The organism is Streptomyces atratus, from assembly GCF_900119365.1.
GTDB classification, from domain to species: domain Bacteria; phylum Actinomycetota; class Actinomycetes; order Streptomycetales; family Streptomycetaceae; genus Streptomyces; species Streptomyces atratus_B.
Genome location: NZ_FPJO01000008.1, coordinates 132,404 through 157,525 on the forward strand (window position 1 = coordinate 132,404; position 25,122 = coordinate 157,525).

Consider the following 25,122-nt stretch of genomic DNA (forward strand, 5'->3'; position numbering starts at 1 on the left):
GACCGGTGTCCGGAGGTGCAGGATGGAGGCATGGATCTTCGAATCTTCACCGAGCCCCAGCAAGGGGCGAGCTACGACACCCTGCTCACCGTCGCCAGGGCGACCGAGGACCTCGGCTTCGACGCCTTCTACCGCTCCGACCACTACCTCCGCATGGGGCCGGGGGACGGGCTGCCCGGCCCGACCGATGCGTGGATCACGCTGGCCGGGCTGGCGCGTGAGACCAAGCGGATCCGGCTCGGCACCCTGATGACCGCGGGGACCTTCCGGCTTCCCGGTGTGCTGGCCATCCAGGTCGCGCAGGTCGACCAGATGTCCGGCGGGCGCGTCGAGCTCGGTCTCGGTGCCGGCTGGTTCGAGGAGGAGCACAAGGCCTACGGCATTCCGTTCCCCAAGGAGAAGTTCGGCAGGCTGGAGGAGCAGCTGGAGATCATCACCGGGCTGTGGGCGGCCGGGATCGGCGAGACGTTCAGCTTCGACGGCGCCTACTACCAGCTCACCGATTCGCCCGCGTTGCCCAAGCCGGCGCAGGCCAAGGTGCCGGTACTGATCGGCGGGCACGGTGCGACGCGCACACCGCGGCTGGCCGCCCGCTATGCGAACGAGTTCAATATCCCCTTCGCATCGGTGGAGGACAGCGAGAAGCAGTTCGGCCGGGTCCGGGAGGCCGCCAGGACGGCCGGCCGTGCACCGGACGACCTGGTGTATTCCAATGCGCTGGTGGTCTGCGTCGGCAAGAACGACGCAGAGGTGGCGCACCGCGCCTCCGTCATCGGGCGCGAGGTGGCGGAGCTGAAGGCGAACGGGCTGGCGGGCTCGCCCGCCGAGGTGGTCGACAAGATCGGCCGGTACGGCGCGATCGGCTCGTCCCGGATCTACCTCCAGGTCCTGGACCTGAAGGATCTGGACCACCTGGAGCTGATCTCCTCCCAGGTCCAGTCCCAGCTCGGCTGAGGCCTGAGGCCTGAGGCCTGAGGCCTGAGGCCTGAGGCCTGAGGACAGAAGGACAAGAAGGCAAGAGGACGAAGGGAGTCACCTGTGCACCCCGCCCCCCGGCCGTCCGGCGACCCGTCGTCCCTCCGCGCGCGCGCCCGGGAACCCGTCCGTACGCTCGGCAGTGCTCTCGCGGCGGGGCCGGTCGTGCTGGACGGGGGGCTGTCCAACCAACTGGAGACGCAGGGCTGCGATCTGTCCGACGCTCTGTGGTCGGCCCGCTTGCTGACCGACGGGCCCGGACATGTCGAGGCGGCCCACACCGCCTATGTGCGTGCGGGTGCGCAGGTGCTCATCACGTCCGGCTACCAGGCGACCTTCGAGGGGTTCGCGCGGCGGGGCATCGGAAGATCGGAGGCGGCGGAGCTGTTCGCCCGCAGTGTCCGGCTGGCGCGACGGGCCGCCGGTTCGGTGGAGCGGGAGGTGTGGGTCGCCGCTTCGGTCGGCCCGTACGGGGCGATGCTGGCGGACGGCAGTGAGTACCGGGGCCGCTACGGGCTCTCCGTCCGGGAGCTGGAGCGCTTCCACCGGCCCAGGATCGAGGCACTGGCCGCCGCCGGGCCCGATGTGCTGGCGCTGGAGACGGTGCCGGACGTCGACGAGGCCGAGGCGTTGCTTCGGGCGGTCGAGGGGTGCGGGCTGCCCGTCTGGCTCTCGTACAGCGTGGTGGGCGGGCGGACCAGGGCGGGCCAGCCGCTGGAGACGGCCTTCGGGCTGGCCTCGGGCCACGACGAGGTGATGGCCGTGGGGGTGAACTGCTGTGACCCGGCGGATGCGGACCGGGCGGTGCGGGTGGCCGCCGAGGTGACCGGGAAGCCGGTCGTGGTGTATCCGAACAGCGGCGAGCGGTGGGACGCGGGGGGCCGGGGATGGGCCGGAGCCCCCACGTTCGACCCGGGCAGGGCAAGGGCCTGGGCGGAGGCCGGGGCCCGGCTGATCGGCGGCTGCTGCCGGGTCGGCCCGGACACCGTCGCGGAACTGGCAGGGCTGCTCGGCCCGACGGCGGCCGACGAGTCCGCGGACACGTGAAAATACTTGGTGGGAGGAGAGCGGACCGGACCATACTCGGACGTGTGTTCCTGACAATCAGTACGACCGGCAACCCCGAACGTCCGGCGACCGACCTCGGCTTCCTGCTGCACAAGCATCCCGAGAAGGCGCAGACGTTCTCCACCTCCCACGGCACCGCGCATGTCTTCTATCCCGAGGCATCCGCCGAGCGCTGCACCGCGGCGCTCCTGCTGGAAGTGGATCCCGTGGCCCTGGTGCGCCGCGGCAAGGGCAAGGGCCGGGGCGGCGCTCCCGACGCGGCGCTCGCGCAGTACGTCAACGACCGCCCGTACGCGGCGTCCTCGCTGCTGTCCGTCGCCATGAGCGCGGTCTTCAAGTCCGCGCTGAACGGTGTGTGCCGCGCTCTGCCCGAGCGCGCCCAGGCGGCGATACCGCTGCGGATCGAGGTGCCCGCGCTGCCGGCCCGCGGCGGTGCGGAGCTGGTGCGCAAGCTCTTCGGGCCGCTCGGCTGGACGAGCGTGGACGCCGTGGCCGTACCTCTGGACGAGCAGTTCCCGGAGTGGGGGGACTCCCGGTACGTACGGCTGGTGCTCGAAGGCGAGTTGCGGCTGGCGGACGCTCTGCGGCAGCTCTACGTCCTGCTGCCGGTGCTCGACGACGCCAAGCACTACTGGGTCGCACCGGACGAGGTGGACAAGCTGTTGCGGGCCGGTGAGGGCTGGCTCGCCGCCCACCCCGAGCAGAAGCTGATCACCAGCCGCTATCTCTCGCGGCGCTGGGGACTGACCCGGCAGGCGATGCAGCAGCTCGAACTGGTGCGGCTCGCCGAGTCGGACGACCTCGACGTCGAGAGCATCGACAACGCCGTGGACGAGACCACCGACACCGAGGAGAAGCCGGTCCCGCTCGCCGAGCAGCGGCGCGCCGCGATCCTCGACGCGCTGCGGGCCGCGGGCGCGAGCCGGGTGCTCGACCTGGGCTGCGGGCAGGGACAGTTGGTGCAGGCCCTGCTCAAGGACGTGGCCTTCACGGAGATCGTCGGCGTCGACGTCTCCGTGCGCGCCCTCACCATCGCGTCGCGACGGCTGAAGCTGGACCGGATGGGGGAGCGGCAGGCTGCCCGGATCACGCTCCGGCAGGGCTCGCTCACCTATACCGACAAGCGGCTCAAGGGGTACGACGCGGCCGTGCTCAGCGAGGTCGTCGAACACCTCGACCTGCCGAGACTGCCCGCGCTGGAGTACGCCGTGTTCGGGTCGGCCCGCCCCCGGACCGTGCTCGTGACCACGCCGAACGTCGAGTACAACGTCCGCTGGGAGACCCTTCCCGCCGGGCATGTGCGCCACGGCGACCACCGGTTCGAGTGGACCAGGGCCGAATTCCGCGACTGGGCCCGGGAAGTGGCGCAGCGGCACGGATACGGGGTCGACTTCGTCCCCGTGGGGCCCGACGATCCCGAGGTGGGGCCGCCCACGCAGATGGCCGTGTTCACGATGACCGCGGCCGACGAGACCGCGAAGCCGCACCGGAACGAAACCACGAAGCAGAGCAGCGACCGGACCGAGAAGGAGGCGAATGCCGCATGACCAGTACCTCACGCACGCTGCCGGTGACCGACCTCTCCCTGGTGGTCCTCATCGGGGCCAGCGGCTCCGGCAAGTCCACCTTCGCCCGCAGGCACTTCAAGCCCACGGAGATCGTCTCCTCGGACTTCTGCCGCGGCCTGGTCGCCGACGACGAGAACGACCAGAGCGCCAGCCATGACGCCTTCGACGTCCTGCACACAATCGTCGGCAAGCGGCTGGCAGCCGGGCGGCTGACCGTCGTGGACGCGACCAGCGTCCAGTCCGAGAGCCGCAAGCAGCTGGTCCAGCTGGCCAGGAGCCACGACGTGCTGCCCATCGCGATCGTCCTCGACCTGCCCGAAGAGGTCTGCGTCGCGCGCAACGCGGCCCGGCCCGACCGCGCCGACATGCCGCGCCACGTCATCCAGCGCCACCGTCGCGAACTGCGCCGTTCGCTGCGCGGACTGGAGCGCGAGGGCTTCCGCAAGGTGCACATCCTGCGCACCGAGGAGGAGGCGGTCCACGCCGAAGTGGTGCTGGAGCGCCGCTACAACGACCTGCGCCACCTCACCGGCCCCTTCGACATCATCGGCGACATCCACGGCTGCAGCTCCGAGCTGGAGTCCCTGCTCGGCAAGCTCGGCTACGTCGACGGCGCGCACCCCGAAGGGCGCACGGCGGTCTTCGTCGGCGACCTCGTGGACCGCGGCCCCGACAGCCCCGGGGTGCTGCGCCGCGTCATGGCCATGGTGTCGGCGGGCAACGCCCTGTGCGTGCCGGGCAACCACGAGAACAAGCTCGGTCGCTACCTCAAGGGCCGCCAGGTGCAGCCCACCCATGGGCTCGCCGAGACCATCGAGCAGCTGGACCGGGAGGACGAGAAGGACCCGGCCTTCCGGGGGCAGGTGCGGGAGTTCATCGACGGGCTCGTCAGCCACTACGTGCTCGACGAGGGCAAGCTCGTCGTCTGCCACGCCGGACTGCCCGAGAAGTACCACGGCCGCACTTCCGGACGGGTCCGCTCGCACGCGCTGTACGGGGACACCACCGGCGAGACCGACGAGTTCGGCCTGCCCGTGCGCTACCCGTGGGCGGAGGAGTACCGCGGCCGGGCCGCCGTGGTCTACGGCCACACCCCGGTGCCCAACACGTCCTGGGTCAACAACACCATCTGCCTGGACACCGGAGCCGTCTTCGGCGGGAAGATGACCGCGCTGCGCTGGCCGGAGCGCGAGCTCGTCGACGTACCCGCCGAGCAGGTCTGGTACGAGCCGGCCAAGCCGCTGGCCACCGAGGCACCCGGTGGCCGGGAGGGGCGGCCGCTCGACCTCGCCGATGTGCAGGGCCGCCGGACCGTCGAGACCCGGCACATGGGCCGCATCGCGGTCCGTGAGGAGAACGCCGCCGCCGCGCTCGAAGTCATGAGCCGGTTCGCCGTCGACCCCCAGCTGCTCGGCTACCTCCCGCCGACCATGGCGCCCACCGCCACCTCGCGCGAGGACGGCTATCTGGAGCACCCGGCCGAGGCCTTCGCGCAGTACCGGGCGGACGGCGTCACCGAGGTCGTGTGCGAGGAGAAGCACATGGGATCACGTGCGGTGGCGCTGGTCTGCAGGGACGCGGCCGCCGCCCGTGAGCGGTTCGGTGTGGGCGGCTCGCCGGGCGCCTCCGGCTCGGCCGGTGGCCCGACCGGGGCGCTGTACACGCGTACCGGACGGCCGTTCCTCGACGACGTCGAGCTCACCGAGGTGATCCTCGGCAGGCTGCGCGCCGCCGTCACCGCCGCCGGGCTCTGGGAGGAGTGGGGCACCGAATGGGTGCTGCTCGACGCCGAGCTGATGCCCTGGTCCCTCAAGGCGGGCGGGCTGCTGCGCTCGCAGTACGCCGCGGTCGGTGCCGCGTCCGGCGCCGCCCTGCCGGAGGCCAACGCGGCCCTCGCGGCGGCCGCGGCCCGCGGTGTGGACGTCGGTGCTCTCGCCGACCGCCAGCGGGGCCGCGCCGAGGACGCCGCCGCGTTCACCGAGGCGTACCGCCGGTACTGCTGGAGCACTCAGGGGCTGGACGGGGTGCGGCTCGCACCGTTCCAGATCCTCGCCGTCCAGGGCCGCTCACTGGCCTCCGTACCGCACGACGAGCAGCTGGCCTGGATCGACCGGCTGGTCGAGCACGACCCGACCGGGCTCCTCCAGACCACCCGCCGGCTCGTCGTCGACACGGGGGACGAGGCGTCGGTGCGCGCCGGTGTCGACTGGTGGCTGGAGATGACCGGCCGCGGCGGCGAAGGCATGGTCGTCAAACCGCTCGCCGCACTCGTACGGGACGGCAGGGGCAGGCTGGTCCAGCCGGGCATCAAGGTGCGCGGCCGGGAGTACCTCCGGATCATCTACGGCCCCGAGTACACCCGCCCGGAGAACCTGGAGCGGCTGCGCGACAGGTTCCTCGGCCACAAGCGCTCGCTGGCCCTGCGGGAGTACGCGCTGGGGCTCGAAGCGCTGGACCGGCTGGCCGACGGGGAGCCGCTGTGGCGGGTCCACGAGGCGGTGTTCGCGGTGCTGGCCCTGGAGTCGGAGCCGGTCGACCCGAGGCTCTGACGCCTGTCGCGCAGGGCACGGGGAATCGCCGGCGGGTTTCCGGTGCGATGAACGGAGAACCCGCTGGCGATTCGTGGGAGTGAAACGCCTGCGCACGGTGAGGATGGAGACATGGGATTCCACGTCGACTCCGAGGCCGGGCGGCTGCGCCGCGTCATCCTGCACCGCCCCGATCTGGAACTGAAGCGCCTCACCCCCAGCAACAAGGACGCGCTCCTGTTCGACGACGTGCTCTGGGTGCGCCGGGCCCGCCAGGAGCACGACGGCTTCGCGGACGTGCTGCGCGACCGCGGCGTGGAGGTGCATCTCTTCGGCGACCTGCTCCGTGAGTCACTGGACATCCCGGTGGCCAGACGGCTCGTCCTGGACCGGGTCTTCGAGGAGAAGGAGTACGGCCCGCTCGCCACCGAGCATCTGCGGGCCGCCTTCGAGGAGCTGCCCAGCGGCGAGCTGGCCGACGCGCTCGTCGGCGGGATGACCAAGCGGGAGTTCCTGGCCGGCCACAGCGAGCCGACCTCCGTCCGCTTCCATGTGATGGACCTGGACGACTTCCTGCTCGACCCGCTGCCGAACCACCTCTTCACCCGGGACACCTCGGCGTGGATATACGACGGGGTGTCCATCAACGCGATGCGGTGGCCGGCCCGGCAGCGGGAGACCGTCCACTTCGAGGCGATCTACCGCCACCACCCCCTCTTCACCGGCCCCGACGCGGGTGCCTTCCACCACTGGTCGGAAGGGCAGGACGACTACCCGTCCACCATCGAGGGCGGCGACGTACTGGTCATCGGCCGCGGAGCCGTACTCATCGGGATGAGCGAGCGCACCACCCCGCAGGCGGTGGAGATGCTGGCCCGCGGACTGTTCGACGCCGGTTCGGCCCGCACGATCGTGGCGCTCGACATGCCCAAGCGCCGGGCGTTCATGCACCTCGACACGGTGATGACGATGATCGACGGCGACACCTTCACCAAGTACGCCGGCCTGGGCATGCTCCGCTCGTACACCATCGAGCCCGGCGAGGGGCCCAGGGATCTGAAGGTCACCGACCATCCGCCCGAGCACATGCACCGGGCGATCGCACAGGCCCTGGGGCTGGACTCGATCCGGGTCCTCACGGCCACCCAGGACGTGCACGCCGCCGAGCGCGAGCAGTGGGACGACGGCTGCAACGTACTGGCGGTGGAGCCGGGCGTCGTCGTCGCGTACGAGCGCAACGCCACCACCAACACCTTTCTGCGCAAGGAGGGCATCGAAGTCATCGAGATCCGAGGCAGCGAACTCGGCCGGGGCAGGGGCGGCCCCCGCTGCATGAGCTGTCCGGTGGTGCGCGACCCGGTGTAGGGCCTCTCGTTTGGATCATGCCGGGCCCGCGGGGTCCGGCCTGATCCAAACGAAAGACCCCAGCGGCCGGAGGGCACCGGACGGACGGCGGGCGTGCCGTATAGCGATGCATGGTGTCGTATAGACTTCCAGAGTCACTGTACGTGCGATCCTCGCCCGACCCAGGAGCTGTCCCATGGCCATAGACCTCGCAGGCCGCCACTTCCTCAAGGAGCTGGACTTCACGGCCGAGGAGTTCCGCGGCCTGATCGAGCTCGCGGCCGAGCTCAAGGCCGCCAAGAAGTCGGGGACCGAGACGCAGCGGCTGCGCGGCAAGAACATCGCGCTGATCTTCGAGAAGACCTCGACCCGTACCCGCTGCGCCTTCGAGGTGGCCGCCGCGGACCAGGGCGCGTCAACGACCTGTCTGGACCCCTCCGGTTCGCAGATGGGGCACAAGGAGTCGGTGAAGGACACGGCCCGTGTCCTCGGCCGGATGTTCGACGGCATCGAGTACCGCGGTGACAGCCAGGCGGCCGTCGAGGAGCTGGCCGCCCAGGGCGGCGTTCCGGTCTTCAACGGGCTCACCGACGACTGGCACCCCACCCAGATGCTCGCCGACGTCCTCACCATGACCGAGCACAGCGACAAGCCGCTGGAGCGGATCGCCTTCGCCTACCTCGGCGACGCCCGCTTCAACATGGGCAACTCCTACCTGATCACCGGCGCCCTGCTCGGCATGGACGTCCGGATCGTCGCGCCGAAGGCGTACTGGCCCGCCGAGGGGATCGTCGCCGAGGCCCACCGGCTGGCCGGTGCGAGCGGTGCGACCGTCACCCTCACCGAGGACATCGCCGAGGGCGTCAAGGGCGCCGACTTCGTCGTCACCGACGTCTGGGTCTCCATGGGCGAGCCCAAGGAGGTATGGGCCGAGCGCATCGAGGCCCTGGCGCCGTACGCCGTGACCATGGACGTGCTCCGCGCCACCGGCAACGCCGACGTGAAGTTCCTGCACTGCCTCCCGGCCTACCACGACCTCGGCACCGCGGTCGGTCGGGAGGTCGAGGCCGCCTACGGGCTGGCGGAGCTGGAAGTCACCGACGAGGTCTTCGAGTCCGCGCACTCGGTCGTCTTCGACGAGGCGGAGAACCGGATGCACACGATCAAGGCCGTTCTGGTGGCGACCCTGGCACCCCCGGCGGCCAAAGGCTGATCGCTGCATGATCATGCGCCCGATTGGGTGAACATGCGTGAAGGCGACTAATATGTTGCCTCTTGGTGGGGTTCGGGCTCGCACGCTCGAACCCCATTTTTTTGTGTGGCACCGGAGCCCCCACAGCCCCGGCACACCCCCCCCACGTGCTCCACCAGAGAAGAGACCATCCTCGTGAGTCCGCTGCGCCCACCGAGCCCCCCGCATCCGTCCGGGCGGCGCATCAAGAACCCCCACCAGCTGATCGCCGAGTCCGGCGCCGACCTGGAGGGGCACGGCCTCAAGCGCACCATGGGGCTCTTCCAGCTGGTGTGCTTCGGGGTCGGCGCCGTCGTCGGCACCGGCATCTTCGTCGGCCTCTCCGACAGCGTCGCCGAGGCGGGCCCCGCGGTCGTGCTCTCCTTCGTGCTCGCCGCGATCACCTGCATCTTCACCGCGTTCTCCTTCGCCGAACTGGGCAGCGCCATCCCGGTCTCCGGCAGCTCCTACTCCTTCGCCTACGCGACCCTCGGCGAACGCGTCGCGTTCCTCGTCGGCTGGTGTCTGCTGCTGGAGTACGGCGTCTCGGTCTCCGCGGTCGCCGTCGGCTGGAGCCAGTACGTCAACGAGCTGCTGGACAGCCTGTTCGGCGCGCAGCTGCCGGCCGCACTCTCGGCGGGTCCCGGCGACGGCGGCGTGATCAATCTGCCGGCCGTCCTGGTCGTCATGATGGCCGCGACCCTGCTGGCGCGCGGTGTCCGGGAGAGCGCCGGGGCCACCGCCGCGATGGCGGTCCTCAAGATCACCATCCTGGTCCTGTTCTGCGTCATCGCCTTCACGGCCTTCGAGCACGGCAACCTCACGCCGTTCTTCGCCCAGGGCGCTGGCGGGGTCACGGCCGGTGCGTCGCTGGCCTTCTTCTCGTACATCGGCTTCGACGCCATCACCACCGCGGGCGAAGAGGTCAGGAACCCGCGGCGGAACATCCCGATCGCGATCATGGTCTGCATCGGCCTGGTCACCCTGCTCTACTGCGCGGTCGCGCTCGCCGCCATCGGCGCGCTGGGGCCGAAGGCCGTGGCCGACCGGCCGGCGGCGCTCTCGATCGTCGTCGACCAGGTCACCGACTCGACCGTGGGCGGCGGAATCATCGCCTTCGGCGCGGTCGTCGCGATCGCGTCCGTCGTGCTCGCGGTGATGTACGGGCAGACCCGCATCCTGATGTCGATGTCCCGTGACGGACTGATCCCGCGGATCTTCGAGCGGGTCTCGCCCCGAACATCGACGCCGGTCGCCAACACCTGGATCGTGGCCGTCGTCTTCGCGGTCCCGGCGGCCTTCTCGTCGCTCGACGTGGTGGTGAACCTGACGACCATCGGCGCGCTGGCCACCATGGTCGCGGTGAACCTCGCGGTGATCGTGCTGCGGCGGCGCAACCCGGAGGTGAAGGGATCGTTCCGGGTGCCGCTCTATCCGCTGAGCCCGCTCCTGGGCGTCGCCTTCTGCCTCTATCTGATGTACGGGACGGGCTGGGCGACCTGGGTCCAGTTCGCGGTCTTCCTGGGCGTCGGCTCGGCGGTGTACGCCTTCTACGGCCGCAGCCGCTCCCGGCTGGCCGGAGCCGGCGCCGCCCGGTGAGGGCGGCGGGTCAGCTCTGAGGCGTGAGGGACGGCAGGGTGAACCACACCGCCTTGCCGTGCTCCGTCGTGCGGTGGCCGCAGGACGAGCTGAGCGTACGGATCAGCAGCAGACCCCGGCCGTGTTCCTGCCAGGGGTCCGGCTCGCCGCCGGGCCGGGGGAAGGAGAGCCCGCCAGGCGGGGCGGGGTCGCGGTCGTGGACCTCGACCTGGCAGCCGGTCGGCAGGAGCTCCACCACCAGCTCGATCGGCTCGTCGCTGCGGGTGTGCTCGACCGCGTTGGCGACCAGCTCCGCGGTGAGGAGCTCGGCGGTGTCGGTGTCGGCCGGTGCGTCGATGTCCGCGAGTGCGGTACGGATCAGAGCACGGGCAATCGGTACGGCCGCCGTCGAGTGCGGCAGCGCGATCCGCCAGGAGGCGGAAGGGGGGACATCGGGGGGCACGGCATGGTTTCCGTTCCGGGGTGCGAGGGCGGGTGCGGGTTCACGAGGGCGGAGACTCTTCGGGATCCCCGGGATCTCCTGGGCTCTCTGGGGCTTTCTGGGGGCTTTCTGGCAGTCAAGACTTCTCGGTTTCAACCTTACGAAGCGCAACGACACGGGCAAGGGACCGCCGACCGGTATGAATGGGACGTTTGTCACTGCGTTCTCACGCTCCACTTATCGCGTTCTCGTGACGGAAGTCACGTACCAGTGATAAGTTCGGGTGCAGGCAGCGGCCCGACGGCTGAAGGGGAGCCCCCTCCATGAGCCCGTTTCCCAGCTCCGCCCCGCACACGGACGACTGGTGCCATCTGCGGCTGACGACGGACGACGGGGTTGCCACCGTCACGCTCGCCCGGCCCGAGAAACTCAACGCGCTCACCTTCGGTGCCTACGCGGACCTGCGCGACCTGCTCGCCGAACTGTCCCGCGAACGCAGCGTGCGCGCTCTGGTGCTCGCGGGGGAGGGCCGCGGATTCTGCTCCGGCGGAGATGTCGACGACATCATCGGCGCGACACTCGCCATGGACACCGCCCAGCTCCTCGATTTCAATCGCATGACCGGACAGGTGGTGCGGGCCCTACGTGAAACCCCCTTCCCCGTCATCGCCGCCGTACACGGGGTGGCGGCGGGCGCCGGGGCGGTGCTCGCGCTGGCCGCCGACTTCCGGATCGCCGATCCGTCGGCCCGCTTCGCCTTCCTGTTCACCAAGGTCGGCCTCTCCGGCGGCGACATGGGCGCCGCCTACCTGCTGCCGCGCGTCGTCGGCCTCGGCCACGCCACCCGGCTGCTGATGCTCGGCGAACCCGTCCGCGCACCCGAAGCAGAACGGATCGGGCTGATCAGCGAGCTGACCGACGAGGGCCAGGCCGACGTACGCGCGGCCGCGCTCGCCCGCCGCCTCGCCGACGGTCCGGCCCTCGCCCTCGCCCAGACCAAGGCCCTGCTCACCGCCGAACTCGACATGCCGCTCGCCGCCGCCGTCGAGATGGACGCCGCCACCCAGGCCCTGCTGATGCACGGCGAGGACTACGCGGAATTCCATGCCGCCTTCACCGAGAAACGGCCCCCGAAATGGCAGGGCCGGTAGCGCGATGGTGCCCGAAGCGGCTGCGGCCGGTGCGACCCGGACCGGCGTGAAGCGCATCGCGGTCATCGGCGGCGGGCCCGGCGGGCTCTACGCCGCGGCCCTGCTCAAGCGGCTCGACCCGGACCGCGAGATCACCGTCTGGGAGCGCAACGCCCCCGAGGACACCTTCGGCTTCGGCGTCGTCCTCTCCGACGAGACCCTCGGCGGCATCGAACACGCCGACCCCGTCGTGTACCGGGCCCTCAGGGACGCATTCGTACGGTGGGACGACATCGACATCGTCCACCGGGGCGTCACCCAGGCATCCGGCGGCCACGGCTTCGCCGCGCTGGGCAGACGCAGGCTGCTGCGGATCCTGCGGGAGCGCTGCCAGTCCCTCGGCGTACACCTCCGCTTCCGCACCGAGGCACCGCCGGCCGCCGAGCTCGCCGCCACCCACGACCTGGTGATCGCCGCCGACGGTGTGCACAGCCTCACCCGCGCCGCCCACGCCGACACCTTCGGCCCCCGCCTCACCACCCACCGCTGCCGCTACATCTGGCTCGCCGCCGACTTCGCCCTCGACGCCTTCCGCTTCGAGACCGCCGAGACCGCGTACGGGGTGATGCAGCTCCACGGCTACCCCTACTCGGCCGACGCCTCCACCGTCATCGTCGAGATGCGCGAGGAGGTCTGGCGGGCCGCCGGCTTCGACAGCTGCACGGTCGAGCATTCGACGCTGCGGTGCGCCAAGATCTTCACCGAGGCGCTCGGCGGCCGGACGCTGCGTTCCAACAACTCCTCCTGGCTCACCTTCCGCACCGTCGTCAACGCCCACTGGTCGCACGGCAACACGGTCCTCATCGGCGACGCCGCCCACACCGCGCACTTCTCCATCGGCTCCGGCACCAAACTCGCCGTCGAGGACGCCCTCGCCCTCGCCGCCTGCATCGAGGAACAGCCCGACCTGCCGCAGGCACTGTCCGCGTACGAGGCCGAGCGCCGGCCGGTCGTCGAATCGACCCAGCGGGCCGCCGCGGCAAGCCTGCGCTGGTTCGAGGAGCTGGGCACCTATGTCGACCAGCCGCCCCGCCAGTTCGCCTTCAACCTCCTCACCCGCAGCCGCCGCGTCACCCACGACAATCTGCGGCTGCGCGACGCCTCCTTCACCGCCGCCGTCGAGGAGGAGTTCGGCTGCGCCCCGGGCGTCCCGCCGATGTTCACCCCGCTGCGGCTGCGCGGCCTCGAACTCCGCAACCGCGTCGTCGTCTCGCCCATGGACATGTACTCCGCAGCCGACGGCGTCCCCGGCGACTTCCACCTCGTCCACCTGGGCGCACGCGCGCTCGGCGGCGCCGGTCTCGTCATGACGGAGATGGTGTGCGTCAGCGCCGAGGGCCGCATCACCCCCGGCTGCACCGGCCTCTACACCCCCGAACAGGCCGCCGCCTGGACCCGGATCACCGACTTCGTCCATGCGGGCGCACCAGGCACGGCCATCGGCGTGCAGCTCGGCCACTCCGGGCGCAAGGGCTCCACCAGACTGATGTGGGAAGGCATCGACCAGCCCCTCGACCACGGCAACTGGCCGCTCGCCGCCGCCTCCCCGATCCCGTACGCGGACGGCGTCAACCAGGTCCCGCACGCCCTGGACCGGGCCGGACTCGACACCGTGCGCGAGCAGTTCGTCTCGGCGGCCCGGCGCGCCGACCGCTGCGGCTTCGACCTGCTCGAACTCCACTGCGCCCACGGCTATCTGCTCTCCGGTTTCCTCTCGCCGCTCACCAACCACCGCACCGACGAGTACGGCGGCCCACTGCGCAACCGGCTCCGCTTCCCCCTCGAAGTCTTCGACGCCGTCCGTGCCGTCTGGCCCGACGACCGGCCCATGACCGTCCGGATCTCCGCCACGGACTGGGCCGAGGGCGGCACCACGGCCGAGGACGCCGTCGAGACCGCCCGTGCCTTCGTCGCCCACGGGGCCGATGCCATCGACGTCTCCACCGGCCAGGTCGTGCCCGACGAACGCCCCGAGTACGGCCGTTCGTACCAGACCCCGTACGCGGACCGGATCCGCAACACCCTGTGCGTGCCCGTCATCGCGGTCGGCGCGATCTCCTCCTGGGACGACGTCAACTCCCTGCTGCTCGCGGGCCGGGCCGACCTCTGCGCGCTGGCCCGCCCCCATCTCTACGACCCGCACTGGACCCTGCACGCGGCGGCCGAGCAGGGCTACGGCGGACCGGGCGCGCCCTGGCCGCTCCCGTACCGCGCGGGCAGCCGCACCCCGCCGACCGGCCGCACGGACGCACCGAAGCCGCGGCTCACCCTGGGGTGACGGACAGACACTCGTGACACCGGCACCCGTCCTGGTGCGGGGCCCCGTGGTGGGCGTGGCGCTCCTCGCGGGCTACCCGCTCCAGCAGCGCCGCCAGTACCTCGGCCTCCTCACGGGTGCCGAAGCCCCGGCCGGCGCACCGCTTCAGCACAGCCGGGCCGTACACCAACTGCGCCCGGAAGGTGTGCAGATGGCGAGTCCCCGTGTCGATGGTGATCCAGTGGCCGGTGTGCCGCCCGTGTCCCACCGTGGTCAGCTGCCGGTGCCCCGTCCCCGGGTACGTGTCGACGACGTACACCTTCGCCCCGCCCCGGTACGCCTTCGTACCGGGACGCAACTCCTGGCCCTGCTCCCCGTACCGCCGCCACAGCACCACGTTCGCGGCGACCAGCCAGACGGGTTCCGGCGGCCCGCTCATCGCTCCGCCGCGCTGACCAGCAGCCGGTCCGAGACCGGCCGGTAGCCGATGCGTTGGTACACACCGTTGCTGGTGGAGTTCGCGAGGTCGGTGAAGAGCAGCACCTCCTGCGCGCCGGCCTCCCGCGCCGCCCGGCTGATCTCCGCCGTCACCGCGGCCGCGTACCCCCGGCCGCGGTACTCGTGAGGCGTGTAGACCGCCGCGATCCGTACCGTGCCCGCGATCCGGGGTGAGACGCCCGCCATCGACACCGGGACGCCGTCGGCCTCCCAGAGAGTCAGGCTGCCGGACGCCGTCCGCTCGTCCAGGATCCGTTCGGCATGGGTGCCGGGCTGTCCGACCTGGTCGGCGAACGCGAGATGCCAGCGCACCAGCAGCTCCCGGTCGGCGGCGGTGGCGGCCCGGGGCCTGCCCGGCGGTGCCGGGGAGGGCGGGACCAGAGTCTCCAGCCGGTAGAGGCGTTGCTCCTGGTCGACCCGGTGGCCGGGCCAGTTGGCGGCCAGCGCCTCGGCGGTGGCCCGGTCCGCGTTGATCCCGGTCAGGGGGAGCGCTGCGGCCAGCGGAGCGACCGCCTCCGGGGCGACGGTTCCCAGCAGCGGCGGGTACGGCGGGGTCTGCACGAGCGTCCCCGCGACCTCGCCGTCCGCCCCGCGCCACCAGCCCAGCAGCGGGGCGGCGTCGCCGTAGGCGCGCGGGCCGTCGCGCCGGAGCGTCGCGGTGACGGTCAGCACCAGAATGTTCTCGGCGGGCCGGGCGGCCAGCGAGGCGCCGGCCGCGTCGAGGAAGACATCGACGTCATCGGTGAAGGTCCAGGTCATGCTTCATCCTGCCGGGTGTGCGTGGAACGGGACACCCGTATTTCGGGCCGGTTGCCCGGCCCTTCGCGTCAGTCGTCCCGCAGCCGGAAGCGCTGGAGCTTGCCGGTGGCGGTGCGGGGGAGGGCGGGCAGGAACTCGATGACACGCGGGCACTTGTGCGGGGCCAGCTCGTTCTTCATGAACGCGCGCAGCTCCTCGGCCGCCGTCGCCGCGCCCTCGCGCAGCACCACGTACGCCACCACGATCTGGCCGCGCAGCTCGTCCGCCCGGCCCACCACGGCCGCCTCGGCCACCGAGGGGTGGCGCAGCAGGGCGTCCTCCACCTCGGGGCCCGCGATGTTGTAGCCGGAGGAGATGATCATGTCGTCGGCGCGGGCCACGTAACGGAAGTAGCCGTCCGCGTCGCGCACATAGGTGTCACCGGTGAGGTTCCAGCCGTGCGCCACATAGTCCCGCTGGCGTTCGTCGGCGAGATAGCGGCAGCCGACCGGACCGCGTACGGCGAGGAGTCCGGGCTCGCCGTCGGGTACCGGCCGGCCGTCGCGGTCCAGCACCCGGGCCTGCCAGCCGGGCACGGGGACTCCGGTGGTGCCCGGGCGGATCGCGTCGTCGGCGGCCGAGATGAAGATGTGCAGCAGCTCGGTGGCGCCGATGCCGTTGATGATGCGCAGCCCCGTCCGCTCGTGCCAGGACCGCCAGGTGGCCACCGGAAGGTTCTCCCCGGCCGAGACGCAGCGGCGCAGCGCGCTCAGGTCGTGCCCGTCGATGCGGTCGAGCATCACGCGGTAGGCGGTCGGCGCGGTGAACAGCACCGAGACCCGGTGGGCGGCGAGCTCGGGCAGCAACTGGGCCGGGCCGGACTGTTCGAGAAGCAGGGCACTGGCGCCGGCCCGCAGCGGGAAGACCACCAGACCGCCGAGCCCGAAGGTGAAGCCGAGCGGCGGACTGCCCGCGAACACGTCGTCGGGCGTGGGCCGGAGCACATGGGCCGAGAAGGTGTCGGCGATGGCGAGCACATCCCGGTGGAAGTGCATGCAGCCCTTGGGCCGTCCGGTGGTGCCCGAGGTGAACGCGATCAGCGCGACATCGTCCGCCGCCGTGTCCACGGCGCGGTACGGCCCGGTCCTGGCCTCGGCCAGCCGCAGCAGGTCGTCCGGGGCGTCACCTCCGTACACCGTGATCCGCAGCCCCGGCACCTCGGCCTTCACCAGGTCGTCGGCCGCCCGGACGTCGCACAGCGCATGACTCACCCGGGCGATGGAGCAGATGGTGGAGAGTTCGGCGGACCGCTGCCGGTCCAGCACCGTGACGGCGATCGCGCCGGCCTTCAGCACCGCGAGCCAGCAGGCGGCCAGTCGGGGGGTGGTGGGGCCGCGCAGCAGGACGCGGTTGCCGGGGACGACCCCCAGATCGGAGGTGAGGACATGGGCGATCCGGTCCACCCGCTCCCGCAGCTCCCCGTAGCTCCAGACCCCGCCGTCGGGGGTGCGGAAGGCGGGGCGGTCGGGGCCCAGGCGGTCGGCCGTGCGGTCCAGCAGCTCCGCCGCGCAGTTGAGGCGGTCCGGATAGCGCAGTTCGGGAAGGTCGAAGAGCAGTTCCGGCCACTGGTCCTGGGGTGGCAGGTGCTCCCTGGCGAAGGTGTCGAGGTGCGCTGAGGTCTTCGGGTCCATGACGGATCGCCCCCTTGTCGCCTCTGGAGCGTATCGTTCGGGTGACGGTAGTCAACGGTCCGCGATAAGGCGAGTGGACTGGAATTCGAACAGGTGGGAAGACGAGCACGGGAACGGACAGGACGACAGGCCGGAGCGCCGATGCGAAGAACGGGCACGAGAAACCGAGAAGACGCGACAAGAGAGGTGCCGGTATGACGGCATTCTCGCTCGAACCGGCACAAACCGCCTGGTGTGAAGAGCTGAGGACCCTTGCCGAGCAGAGTCTGCGCCCCCTCGCGGAGAAAGGTGACCCCGGGCATGTCAACCGCCCCCTGATCGCCGCACTCGGCGAATCGGGCCTCCTCGACCGGATGCTGGACTCCGGCGCCCTCGGCCTCTGCCTGCTCCGCGAGTCCCTGGCCCGCGGCTGCACCGAGGCCGAGACCGCACTGGCCCTCCAGGGCCTCGGCACCCACCCGCTGGTCCGCTCGGGCACCCCGGCCCAGCGCGAGCGCTGGCTCCCCGAGGTGCGGGCGGGCCGCGCCGTCGCCGCCTTCGCGCTCAGCGAGCCGGGCGCGGGCTCCGACGCGGGGGCCCTCGCCCTGAGCGCCGAACACACCCCCGGCGGCTGGCGGCTGACCGGTGAGAAGTGCTGGATCTCCAACGCGCCGGAGGCCGACTTCTACACGGTCTTCGCCCGCACGACCCAGGGTGCGGGCTCCCGCGGCGTCACCGCGTTCCTGGTCCCCGCCGACCGCCCCGGACTGACCGGTACCGCCCTGGACATGCTCTCGCCGCACCCCATCGGGGCGCTGGACTTCGACGGTGTCCCGGTCACCCCCGACGACGTCCTCGGAGAGCCGGACCGGGGCTTCCGGGTCGCCATGGACACCCTCAACCTGTTCCGCCCCAGCGTCGGCGCGTTCGCCGTCGGCATGGCCCGCGCGGCCCTCGACGCCACGGTGGAGCACACCGCCCACCGCACCGCGTTCGGCGGCCCGCTGAAGGACCTTCAGGCCGTCTCCCACCAGGTCGCCGAAATGGCGACCCGGACCGAGGCCGCCCGGCTCCTGGTCTACGCGGCCGCCGCCGCGTACGACGCGGGGGAGTCCGGCGTGCCGCGCCGGGCCGCCATGGCGAAGCTGTACGCCACCGAGACCGCGCAGTACGTCGTCGACACCGCCGTCCAACTGCACGGCGCCCGCGCCCTGCGCCGCGGCCACCTCCTGGAACACCTCTACCGGGAGGTCCGCGCGCCACGGATCTACGAGGGCGCCAGCGAGGTCCAGCGCACCATCATCGCCAAGGAGCTGTACGCGAGCCGGGAGGCGTCCGTATGAGTCCGGTCCACCGGATCAACCCCGTCGAGCTGTCCCCGCCCACGGGCTTCTCGCACGCCGTCACCGTGACCGGCGGCCACCTGGTCTTCCTGGCCGGGCAGACCGCCCTCGACCAGGACGGCAAGGTCGTCGGTGACGATCTGCCCGAGCAGTTCGCGACGGCGCTCACCAACCTGCTCACCGCGCTGGGCGCGGCGGGCGGCGCCCCGACGGACCTCGCCCGGGTCACCGTGTACGCCACCGATGTGGCCGACTACCGCGAACGGGCCGAGGAACTGGGCCGGATCTGGCGGCGGCTGGCGGGCCGCGACTACCCGGCGATGGCGGTCATCGGTGTGGCCAGGCTCTGGGACGAGCAGGCCCTGGTCGAGATCGACGGGGTGGCCGTACTGCCGTGAACGCACCGTACGGGCCCGGTGATCCGGGCCCGTACGGCCATGCGCGCATCAGCGCGCATCGGTGCCGATCAGTACGGCTTCACCAGCACGTGCGCCGCACCCGGAATGCCGACCTTCAGCAGCTCGTCCTCCTTGGACGTCGTCCCGCTGCCCGTCTCCTGCTTGAGCACCGCACGCGACATGGCCTGCACCCACATGGCCCGGGGGCGGCGGCGCGCCTCCCACGCGTCGAGGGCCGCGGCCACCTCGGCCTCGGCGTCCAGCGACTCGGCGAGCACCAGCGCGTCCTCGACGGCCATCGCCGCGCCCTGCGCGATGTGCGGGGTGGAGGCGTGCGCGGCGTCACCGGCCAGCACGACCCGGCCGACGTGCCACGGTTCCTCGACCGTCACCTGGGAGATCCGCGAGTACACCACCGAGGCCGGGTCGGTCACGGTGGCGAGCGCCTCGGCGACCGGTCCGGAGAACATCGACAGCCGCTCCGTGAGCTGCTCGTGGGCCCGCTCCGGGTCCGGCCGGAAGTCCTCGGCCTCCGCGAACACCGCACCCAGGTACATCAGTTCCTCGGTGATCGGGGTGAGCAGCGCCTTGGCGTCCTTGCCCGCGGTGCCCATCACCACGCCCCGCACCTGTGGCTGCCGGGGAACCGTCACCCGCCAGTTGGCGAAGCCGGTGTACTCGGGGGTGTAGCGGTCCCCGTAGAGCCGGGTGCGCAGCGGCGAACCGATGCCGTCGAAGCCGACCACCAGGTCCCAGCGGCCCGAGGAGCCGTCGGACAGGGTGACGTCCACGCCCTGGCCGTCGTCGGTCAGTTCGGTGATGGTGGTGCCGATGCGGATCTTCGCGCCCGCGCCGACGGCGGCGGAGTTCAGCACCCGGGCCAGGGCGGGGCGCGGGATGCCGTTGTTGGAGGGGGCGTCGCCCATCCGGGGCTGGGGTATCTCGGCGAGCGTGTTGCCGGCCGGGTCGGCGATGGTCAGGACCTCCCACTCGAAGCCCGCCTCCAGGCAGTCGTCGAGGACCCCGATCTCCCGCATCACGTGCAGTGCGTTGGACGGCTGGATGATGCCGACGCCGAGCGCGTCCACCTCGTCACGGAGCTCGGCGACCTCGACGGTGTGGCCGCGCCGGGCCAGCGCGGTGGCGAGGGTGAGCCCGCCGATGCCGCCGCCGTGAATCAGGACGCGCAGGGGTGTTGCCATCTCAGGTGTCTCCAGAGCGGGAAAGGTAAAGGGCGATACGGGGGAGCGGACGGTCAGCCGGCCGCGACGGGCAGGCTCATCAGGTGGTCCACCAGGGCCAGCAGCACGTCCCGGCCGAACGGCCGCTCGCGGACGTCGCCGATCAGCAGCGGTACGTGCGGGTCGAGGTCGAGAGCGGCCCTGATCTCGTCCGGTGTACGGGTGTTGTGGCCGTGGAAGCAGTTGATCGCGACCACGAACGGGATGTCCCGGCTCTCGTAGAAGTCGATCGAGGCGAAGCTCGTCTCCAGCCTGCGGGTGTCGGCGATCACCACACCGCCGAGCGCCCCGTTGACCAGGTCGTTCCACATGAACCAGAAGCGTTCCTGGCCGGGGGTGCCGAAGAGGTAGACCACCAGCTCGGGACTGACCGTGATCCGGCCGAAGTCCAGCGCCACGGTGGTCGTGTCCTTCTGGCCGATGCCGGCCAGGTCGTCGACGCCGATGCTGGCCTTGGTCAGGTACTCCTCGGTGCGCAGCGGCGCGACCTCGCTGACCGCGCCCACCAGGGTGGTCTTGCCGACGCCGAAGCCTCCGGCGATAAGTATCTTGACGGCGGCGGGGGCCGCCTGACTGCTTGTCATCTTGGTTCAGAGTCTCCGGAGTCCGTCACGAACGGCGGCCAGCATGCCCATGTCGGCCCCGCCCGCCACCCGCGCCACCGAGAGCGGGGCGCGGGCCAGCAGCAGGCCCTGGGCGACGAGGTCGGCCAGCAGGATCTTGGTCACCGATACCGGGAGGCCGAGGTCGGAGGCGACCTCGGCGACCGCGGCCGGGAGGCGGCAGCGCTCCAGGATCATCCGGTGTTCCGGCTGGAGCCTCCCGGGCCGGACCGGCGCACCGTGCTCGTCCCGGGGGTCCTGCGCGGTCGTGAGCACGGTGATGAGGCTGAAGTCGTCCCGCTCGGGAGCGGTCCGGCCCCGGGTGATGGTGTACGGGCGCACCATCGTGCCCGCCCCGTCCTCCTCGGCCTCGTCCTCCCAGTACGGGGTCACGCGCGCTGCCCGTCCCCGGTACCGAAGGCGTCGAACTCACGGACCGGGGTGCTGAGCTTCTGGCCGACCTGCTGCACGAGGTTGTGCATGGCGAGCGACATGATCTCGGCGTCCACCTCCTGGGAGGCGATGACGGCCAGGTGGGTGCCCTGGGCGGCGGCGATGATGAAGAGCCAGAGCTCGTTCAGCTCGACGATCACCTGGTGCACGCCGCCGCCGTTGAAGAGCTGGCCGACGCCGCGGGCCAGGCTCTGCTGGCCGGTGCAGATGGCGGCCAGCCGTTCGGCGTCGGAGCGGTCGATGGTGCGCGAGTGGCTCACCACGAGTCCGTCGTCGGACAGCAGGACGGCGTTCTGGGTCTCGGCCACCGAGTCCACCAGGCCGTCGAGCAGCCAGTCGAGATCCTGGTGGGTGGCGGTTGTGCGTGTCATGGCCGTTCTTCTCTCGTGGGCTGGGGGATGGCGGGCGGTGCGGGCTGCTGCGGTGCCTCGTCGGTCGCGCGGGCGGCACGGGACCGGCGCTGGAACGCCCCGATCGCGGCTCCGGCCCGGCGTGGCTCCGGTCGTGGCAGCGGGTTCTCCGGCCGGCTCGGCGGCTGCGGTGCGGCGGGCCGGGCGGCCGGGGCGATGCGCAGTTCGTCGGCCAGGCTGGCCTGCCGGACCCGGCGCGGCAACGGGGGTTCCGCACCGGGGGCGGGGAGCGCGGGCGGCTCGGACCCGTGCTCGGTGTTCCGGGCGCGGACGGCTTCCGGCTCCGGCGGCGCGGGGTGGTCCGGCTCGGACACCGGCAGCGGGGCGGGCCGGACGCCCTGTGGACCGGACTGCCGTGGTGCCGGGATCGGCAGGGACGTACGGTCCGCCCCGGCGCCGGAGGAGTACGGGGCGGCGTAGGGCTGCTGCGGGTTCCCGTACGGCTCCTCGGGCGCCGTGTACGGGGGCTGGTCCACGGGGTACTGACCGGCGGCCGTCATATAGGGCTGCCCGGCCGGTCCGTAGGGGTCCTCGTGCGTGGCGTACGGCGCGGCGTAGGGGCTCGCCGGTGCTCCGAACGCCCCGCCGGGTGCCGGGTTCGCGGGCTCCGGTGCCGCGTACGGCGGTTCCTGGCCCGCGAACGGGGGCTCGGCCGGCTGGTAGGGCTGCTCCTGCTCCGGTGCCGGGTACGGCTGCTCGGTGGTGGCGTACGGGACACCCGCCGTGTTCAGCGCGGTGACTCCGGCCAGCGCCTGACCCTGTACGCGGGTGGGCAGCGCGTCGCCGGGCGCGGGGGCCGCGGGGGCCGCGGGCGCGGCGGGTGCGGCGGGGGCCGGCACACCGACCGGGCCGGTCCGCGGTTCGGCGACGGTCAGCTCGTCGGGGACGAGCAGGACCACGCGGGTACCGCCGTACGCCGAGGAGCGGAACTCCACCCGCAGACCGTGCTGGTCCGCGAGCCGGGCGATCACGTACAGACCGAGACGGATGTCGTCGGAGTGGGCGAGCACGTCCATCCGGGGCGGCCGGACCATGAGCTCGTTGGCCGCCGCCAGTTGCTCCTCGTCCATCCCGAGGCCGCGGTCCTCGACCTCGATGGCCAGACCGCGGCTCACCTTGGCGGCCCTGACCTCGACCGGGCTCGGCGGCCGGGAGAAGCTGAGCGCGTTCTCGATGAGCTCGGCGAGCACGTGGGAGACCGGGCCGACGGCCCGCTCCGACAGCCACGGGCTGCCGTCGAGGTCCAGCACCACCCGTCGGTAGTCCTGCACCTCGCCCTGGGCGGACCGCATCACGTCCAGCAGCGGAACCGGCTTGCGCCAGCGCCGGTGCGGGGAACCGCCCGCGAGAATCACCAGGTTCTCCTCGTACCGCCGCAGCCGGGCGGTGAGGTGGTCGAGGTCGAAGAGGCCGTCGAGCACCTCGGGGTCCTCGTGCTTGCGCTCCAGCTCGTCCAGCTTCTTCAGCTGCTGGCCGATCAACTGCTGCGTGCGGCGGGCGATGCGCTGGAGCAGTCGCTCGAAGCCGCGGTGCTGGTCGGCCTGTTTGACGGCCGCCGCCAGCGCACTGGTGCGCGCCAGGTTGAGCGCGTTGCCGAGCTGGGTCAGTTCGTCGCTCTTGCTGCCCTTGTTGTCGTGCTCGATGGCACGCGCCTCGGCCTCGACGTCGATCCGCTCGCCCTGACCGAGCCGCTCGACGACATCCGGCAGCGCCTTCTCCAGTTCCTCGGCCCGCTCCTGCAGACTGCCGATCCGGCGGCGGAGGTTACGGGTGAGGCGCCAGGTGGTCCAGATGACCGCGATCACGGCCACCAGACCGACGACCGTGGTCAGCACCATCTTGAACAGCAGCGACATGACGCTGCCCTTGCCCTCCTCGACCACACTGGCGGTGCGGTGCTCCAGCAGCTTCTCGATCTGCGGGGTGAGCTCGTCCATCGCTCCGCGCCAGGTCTTCTCCTGGGCGCCGAGGGTGACGAACCCCTTCGCGTCGGCATCGGCCGGACGCAGCACCTCGTTCTCCACCTGCGTCTTGGTCTTCCAGGCCGCGCTGCGGGTGATCTTCTCCCACATCGCCTTCTCGTCCGGGGGCAGCTGGGGAACGACCTTGGTGGAGTACTGGAGTTCCTGGCCGGAAACCGCCTCCCGGACCTGCTTCAGATCCTCGGTGCCCAGTTTCCCCTTGGGCCAGCCGCGCGCCAGCAGGGCGTCCGAACGGGAGATCATCTCCTTGGTCCAGAACAGGTCGACCAGCGGCTGCGAGAGCGTGGTGATCCGGCCGTTGTCGACATGGCTGAGCGCCGCGAAGAGCTGGAGGTCGACCGCGATCAGATCCGTGTAGTAGCCGTACACGGCCTCCTGCTGGTCGCTGCCGCCGTCGTCGACGAGCGCGCGCTGGGCCGGCAGCTGGTTGATGGCCTCGCGGGCCTTGCCCACCGCGTCACGGACCTCGGCGGGAGCGTCGTCGGTCGCCACGTCGGAGAGCGTCTGGAAGCTCTCGACGGCGTCGTCGGTCAGCTTGCGCTGCCGCTGGAGTTCGTCGGTGGCGCCCTTGTGCCGGGCGAGCGCCTCGGCACTGAGCCGGCGCTCCGCCTGGAGGTTGTAGTACACGATGTTGGACGGCTGGCCGGCCTTCTGCGCCAACTGCCCCTGAGCAGCCTGGCGCTGGAAGTCCAGCAGAGTCTGACCACTGGTGACGGCCCAGAGGGCGGCCAGTGCGACGCCGGGAACGATGGCCAGAACGAGCAGGGCTGTCCGCAGCGACATGGTGGTCGACTCGGTCCGCCGTGAGGCGCGCGTGCGCAGGGCGTGCTCCTTGTTGATGCCAGCCTCAGGACTGGGCAAATCCGTTGAGAACTTTCGACAGATAGATATTAGGCACAGTGAAAAAATGAAAAGAAAGTGGGCTCACAAGTGCATCACCGGTCACGCACAGCCCCACCGCGGCCATCCTGAAGTAGCTGATGACCGGCCCCGTCGCCGCCCACCTGGTGGGCCGAACCGCCTGCCGCACCGGCCGGATCGACCACGGCGAGCTGCTCTTCGACGAACCGGACCAGCAGCTGACGGAGGGGAACCGAGACCACGGAGCCTCCGGGCATCCGCCGCACGAAGCGCGAATGCCCCGCACGGGTTCCCACGCACAGCAGGCCCCCACGACTAGCCTCCGCATCATGCTGCGTATCGCCGACGCCCGCACCGGCCACCTCGTGGAAGTCCCCGCCGCCCCACGCCGCCTGCTGCGCAGCTGCGTCCACCTGCCGGACATCGGCACGGGCCCGGACACCGGCACCGGGCTCGGCCCCGTGCACCTGCGCGTCCCCCTGATCGGCGACGTGCTGGCACGCACCGCCGAACTGAACGGCCTCCAGGTCGTCACGGTCCTCACCACCCCGGAGCTGACGCACGACCGGGCCCGGGCCCTGGACCGGGTGATGGCGGTGCTCGGCATCCATCCCCCCGCGGTCGTCGGAGCCCACCGCCCGGACGCGGCACTGGGCGGCCCCGCCGACGTCCACGTGGCCGCCGCCGGCACCGACCCGGACGACGCCGGAGGCGGCGCCCTGATCGAGGTGGGCCACGTCGCCAC

Annotated in this window: 20 protein-coding genes and 1 pseudogene; 12 read left to right on the forward strand and 9 right to left on the reverse strand. The window is 71.6% G+C overall.

What is annotated here, in order from left to right:
* Positions 1-30: 30 nt before the first annotated feature.
* From BT364_RS16460 to BT364_RS16490, 7 genes are all read left to right on the forward strand, one after another.
* Positions 31-954: an LLM class F420-dependent oxidoreductase gene (locus tag BT364_RS16460; protein ID WP_072485921.1), complete on the forward strand. Its 924-nt coding sequence runs from the start codon at positions 31-33 to the stop codon at positions 952-954.
* Between the two features lie 84 nt (positions 955-1,038).
* A complete protein-coding gene (mmuM, locus tag BT364_RS16465) occupies positions 1,039-2,022 on the forward strand; it encodes a homocysteine S-methyltransferase (RefSeq protein WP_072485922.1) in 984 nt (327 codons plus the stop codon).
* Positions 2,023-2,066: 44 nt separating this feature from the next.
* A complete protein-coding gene (locus BT364_RS16470) occupies positions 2,067-3,590 on the forward strand; it encodes a 3' terminal RNA ribose 2'-O-methyltransferase Hen1 (protein ID WP_072485923.1) in 1,524 nt (507 codons plus the stop codon).
* Positions 3,587-6,160 (forward strand): polynucleotide kinase-phosphatase, encoded by a 2,574-nt coding sequence (locus tag BT364_RS16475; protein ID WP_072485924.1) that lies wholly within the window; start codon positions 3,587-3,589, stop codon positions 6,158-6,160. Before BT364_RS16470 ends, BT364_RS16475 begins: the two co-directional genes overlap by 4 nt.
* A gap of 111 nt (positions 6,161-6,271) precedes the next feature.
* Positions 6,272-7,504, forward strand: coding sequence for an arginine deiminase (locus tag BT364_RS16480; RefSeq protein ID WP_072485925.1), 1,233 nt, complete (start codon positions 6,272-6,274; stop codon positions 7,502-7,504).
* 175 nt (positions 7,505-7,679) lie between these two features.
* A complete protein-coding gene (argF, locus tag BT364_RS16485; protein WP_072485926.1) occupies positions 7,680-8,696 on the forward strand; it encodes an ornithine carbamoyltransferase in 1,017 nt (338 codons plus the stop codon).
* Positions 8,697-8,870: 174 nt separating this feature from the next.
* Entirely contained in the window at positions 8,871-10,313 is a 1,443-nt protein-coding gene (locus tag BT364_RS16490; protein WP_072485927.1) for an amino acid permease, read from the forward strand.
* 10 nt (positions 10,314-10,323) lie between these two features.
* Here the strand turns inward: BT364_RS16490 and BT364_RS16495 are convergent, their stop codons facing one another.
* Positions 10,324-10,755 carry an ATP-binding protein gene (locus BT364_RS16495; protein WP_072485928.1) on the reverse strand — a complete coding sequence of 144 codons (432 nt, stop codon included), beginning with the start codon at positions 10,753-10,755 and terminating at the stop codon, positions 10,324-10,326.
* 302 nt (positions 10,756-11,057) lie between these two features.
* On the opposite strand from BT364_RS16495, the gene BT364_RS16500 reads away from it, so the two are divergent.
* Both BT364_RS16500 and BT364_RS16505 read left to right on the forward strand, forming a co-directional pair.
* A complete protein-coding gene (locus tag BT364_RS16500) occupies positions 11,058-11,885 on the forward strand; it encodes an enoyl-CoA hydratase family protein (RefSeq protein WP_072485929.1) in 828 nt (275 codons plus the stop codon).
* 4 nt (positions 11,886-11,889) lie between these two features.
* On the forward strand, positions 11,890-14,202 hold the full coding sequence (locus BT364_RS16505; protein WP_072485930.1) for a bifunctional salicylyl-CoA 5-hydroxylase/oxidoreductase: 2,313 nt from the start codon (positions 11,890-11,892) through the stop codon (positions 14,200-14,202).
* Here the strand turns inward: BT364_RS16505 and BT364_RS16510 are convergent.
* From BT364_RS16510 to BT364_RS16520, 3 genes are all read right to left on the reverse strand, one after another.
* Positions 14,189-14,620: a hypothetical protein gene (locus BT364_RS16510; RefSeq protein WP_072485931.1), complete on the reverse strand. Its 432-nt coding sequence runs from the start codon at positions 14,618-14,620 to the stop codon at positions 14,189-14,191. The genes BT364_RS16505 and BT364_RS16510 overlap by 14 nt on opposite strands.
* Positions 14,617-15,438 carry a GNAT family N-acetyltransferase gene (locus BT364_RS16515; protein WP_072485932.1) on the reverse strand — a complete coding sequence of 274 codons (822 nt, stop codon included), beginning with the start codon at positions 15,436-15,438 and terminating at the stop codon, positions 14,617-14,619. The genes BT364_RS16510 and BT364_RS16515 overlap by 4 nt, the downstream gene beginning before the upstream one ends.
* Positions 15,439-15,506: 68 nt before the next feature.
* Positions 15,507-17,108 carry an AMP-binding protein gene (locus BT364_RS16520; RefSeq protein ID WP_072485933.1) on the reverse strand — a complete coding sequence of 534 codons (1,602 nt, stop codon included), beginning with the start codon at positions 17,106-17,108 and terminating at the stop codon, positions 15,507-15,509.
* A 194-nt stretch (positions 17,109-17,302) separates the two neighbouring features.
* Here BT364_RS16520 and BT364_RS16525 point away from each other — a divergent pair, with 194 nt between their 5' ends.
* On the forward strand, positions 17,303-18,430 hold the full coding sequence (locus tag BT364_RS16525) for an acyl-CoA dehydrogenase family protein (RefSeq protein WP_072485934.1): 1,128 nt from the start codon (positions 17,303-17,305) through the stop codon (positions 18,428-18,430).
* Positions 18,427-18,828: a RidA family protein gene (locus tag BT364_RS16530; RefSeq protein ID WP_072485935.1), complete on the forward strand. Its 402-nt coding sequence runs from the start codon at positions 18,427-18,429 to the stop codon at positions 18,826-18,828. Before BT364_RS16525 ends, BT364_RS16530 begins: the two co-directional genes overlap by 4 nt.
* A 68-nt stretch (positions 18,829-18,896) precedes the next feature.
* Here BT364_RS16530 and BT364_RS16535 read toward each other — a convergent pair whose 3' ends face one another.
* The 5 genes from BT364_RS16535 to BT364_RS16555 are packed head-to-tail and all read right to left on the reverse strand — an operon-like array spanning position 18,897 to position 24,377.
* Positions 18,897-20,030, reverse strand: coding sequence for an FAD-dependent monooxygenase (locus BT364_RS16535; RefSeq protein ID WP_072485936.1), 1,134 nt, complete (start codon positions 20,028-20,030; stop codon positions 18,897-18,899).
* Between the two features lie 53 nt (positions 20,031-20,083).
* Positions 20,084-20,653, reverse strand: a complete 570-nt coding sequence (locus tag BT364_RS16540; protein WP_072485937.1) for a GTP-binding protein — start codon at positions 20,651-20,653, stop codon at positions 20,084-20,086.
* A gap of 6 nt (positions 20,654-20,659) precedes the next feature.
* Positions 20,660-21,064: a DUF742 domain-containing protein gene (locus tag BT364_RS16545; RefSeq protein WP_371268595.1), complete on the reverse strand. Its 405-nt coding sequence runs from the start codon at positions 21,062-21,064 to the stop codon at positions 20,660-20,662.
* Positions 21,061-21,495 (reverse strand): roadblock/LC7 domain-containing protein, encoded by a 435-nt coding sequence (locus BT364_RS16550; protein WP_072485938.1) that lies wholly within the window; start codon positions 21,493-21,495, stop codon positions 21,061-21,063. Before BT364_RS16550 ends, BT364_RS16545 begins: the two co-directional genes overlap by 4 nt.
* Positions 21,492-24,377, reverse strand: coding sequence for a sensor histidine kinase (locus BT364_RS16555; RefSeq protein ID WP_256259876.1), 2,886 nt, complete (start codon positions 24,375-24,377; stop codon positions 21,492-21,494). The genes BT364_RS16550 and BT364_RS16555 overlap by 4 nt, the downstream gene beginning before the upstream one ends.
* 116 nt (positions 24,378-24,493) lie before the next feature.
* Between BT364_RS16555 and BT364_RS39190 the strand changes: the two are divergent.
* Positions 24,494-24,604, forward strand: a pseudogene (locus BT364_RS39190) (monovalent cation/H(+) antiporter subunit G); the annotation flags it as partial.
* Positions 24,605-25,122: the final 518 nt, after the last annotated feature.

Excerpts from the sequence above, each read along its gene's own strand:
- BT364_RS16500 (WP_072485929.1), top strand. The coding sequence starts at position 11,058 with ATGAGCCCGTTTCCCAGCTCCGCCCCGCACACGGACGACTGGTGCCAT.
- BT364_RS16525 (WP_072485934.1), top strand. The coding sequence starts at position 17,303 with ATGACGGCATTCTCGCTCGAACCGGCACAAACCGCCTGGTGTGAAGAG.
- BT364_RS16515 (WP_072485932.1), bottom strand. The coding sequence starts at position 15,438 with ATGACCTGGACCTTCACCGATGACGTCGATGTCTTCCTCGACGCGGCC.
- BT364_RS16480 (WP_072485925.1), top strand. The coding sequence starts at position 6,272 with ATGGGATTCCACGTCGACTCCGAGGCCGGGCGGCTGCGCCGCGTCATC.
- BT364_RS16550 (WP_072485938.1), bottom strand. The coding sequence starts at position 21,495 with ATGACACGCACAACCGCCACCCACCAGGATCTCGACTGGCTGCTCGAC.
- BT364_RS16475 (WP_072485924.1), top strand. The coding sequence starts at position 3,587 with ATGACCAGTACCTCACGCACGCTGCCGGTGACCGACCTCTCCCTGGTG.
- BT364_RS16505 (WP_072485930.1), top strand. The coding sequence starts at position 11,890 with ATGGTGCCCGAAGCGGCTGCGGCCGGTGCGACCCGGACCGGCGTGAAG.
- BT364_RS16535 (WP_072485936.1), bottom strand. The coding sequence starts at position 20,030 with ATGGCAACACCCCTGCGCGTCCTGATTCACGGCGGCGGCATCGGCGGG.
- argF (WP_072485926.1), top strand. The coding sequence starts at position 7,680 with ATGGCCATAGACCTCGCAGGCCGCCACTTCCTCAAGGAGCTGGACTTC.
- BT364_RS16460 (WP_072485921.1), top strand. The coding sequence starts at position 31 with ATGGATCTTCGAATCTTCACCGAGCCCCAGCAAGGGGCGAGCTACGAC.
- BT364_RS16510 (WP_072485931.1), bottom strand. The coding sequence starts at position 14,620 with ATGAGCGGGCCGCCGGAACCCGTCTGGCTGGTCGCCGCGAACGTGGTG.
- BT364_RS16540 (WP_072485937.1), bottom strand. The coding sequence starts at position 20,653 with ATGACAAGCAGTCAGGCGGCCCCCGCCGCCGTCAAGATACTTATCGCC.
- BT364_RS16520 (WP_072485933.1), bottom strand. The coding sequence starts at position 17,108 with ATGGACCCGAAGACCTCAGCGCACCTCGACACCTTCGCCAGGGAGCAC.
- BT364_RS16530 (WP_072485935.1), top strand. The coding sequence starts at position 18,427 with ATGAGTCCGGTCCACCGGATCAACCCCGTCGAGCTGTCCCCGCCCACG.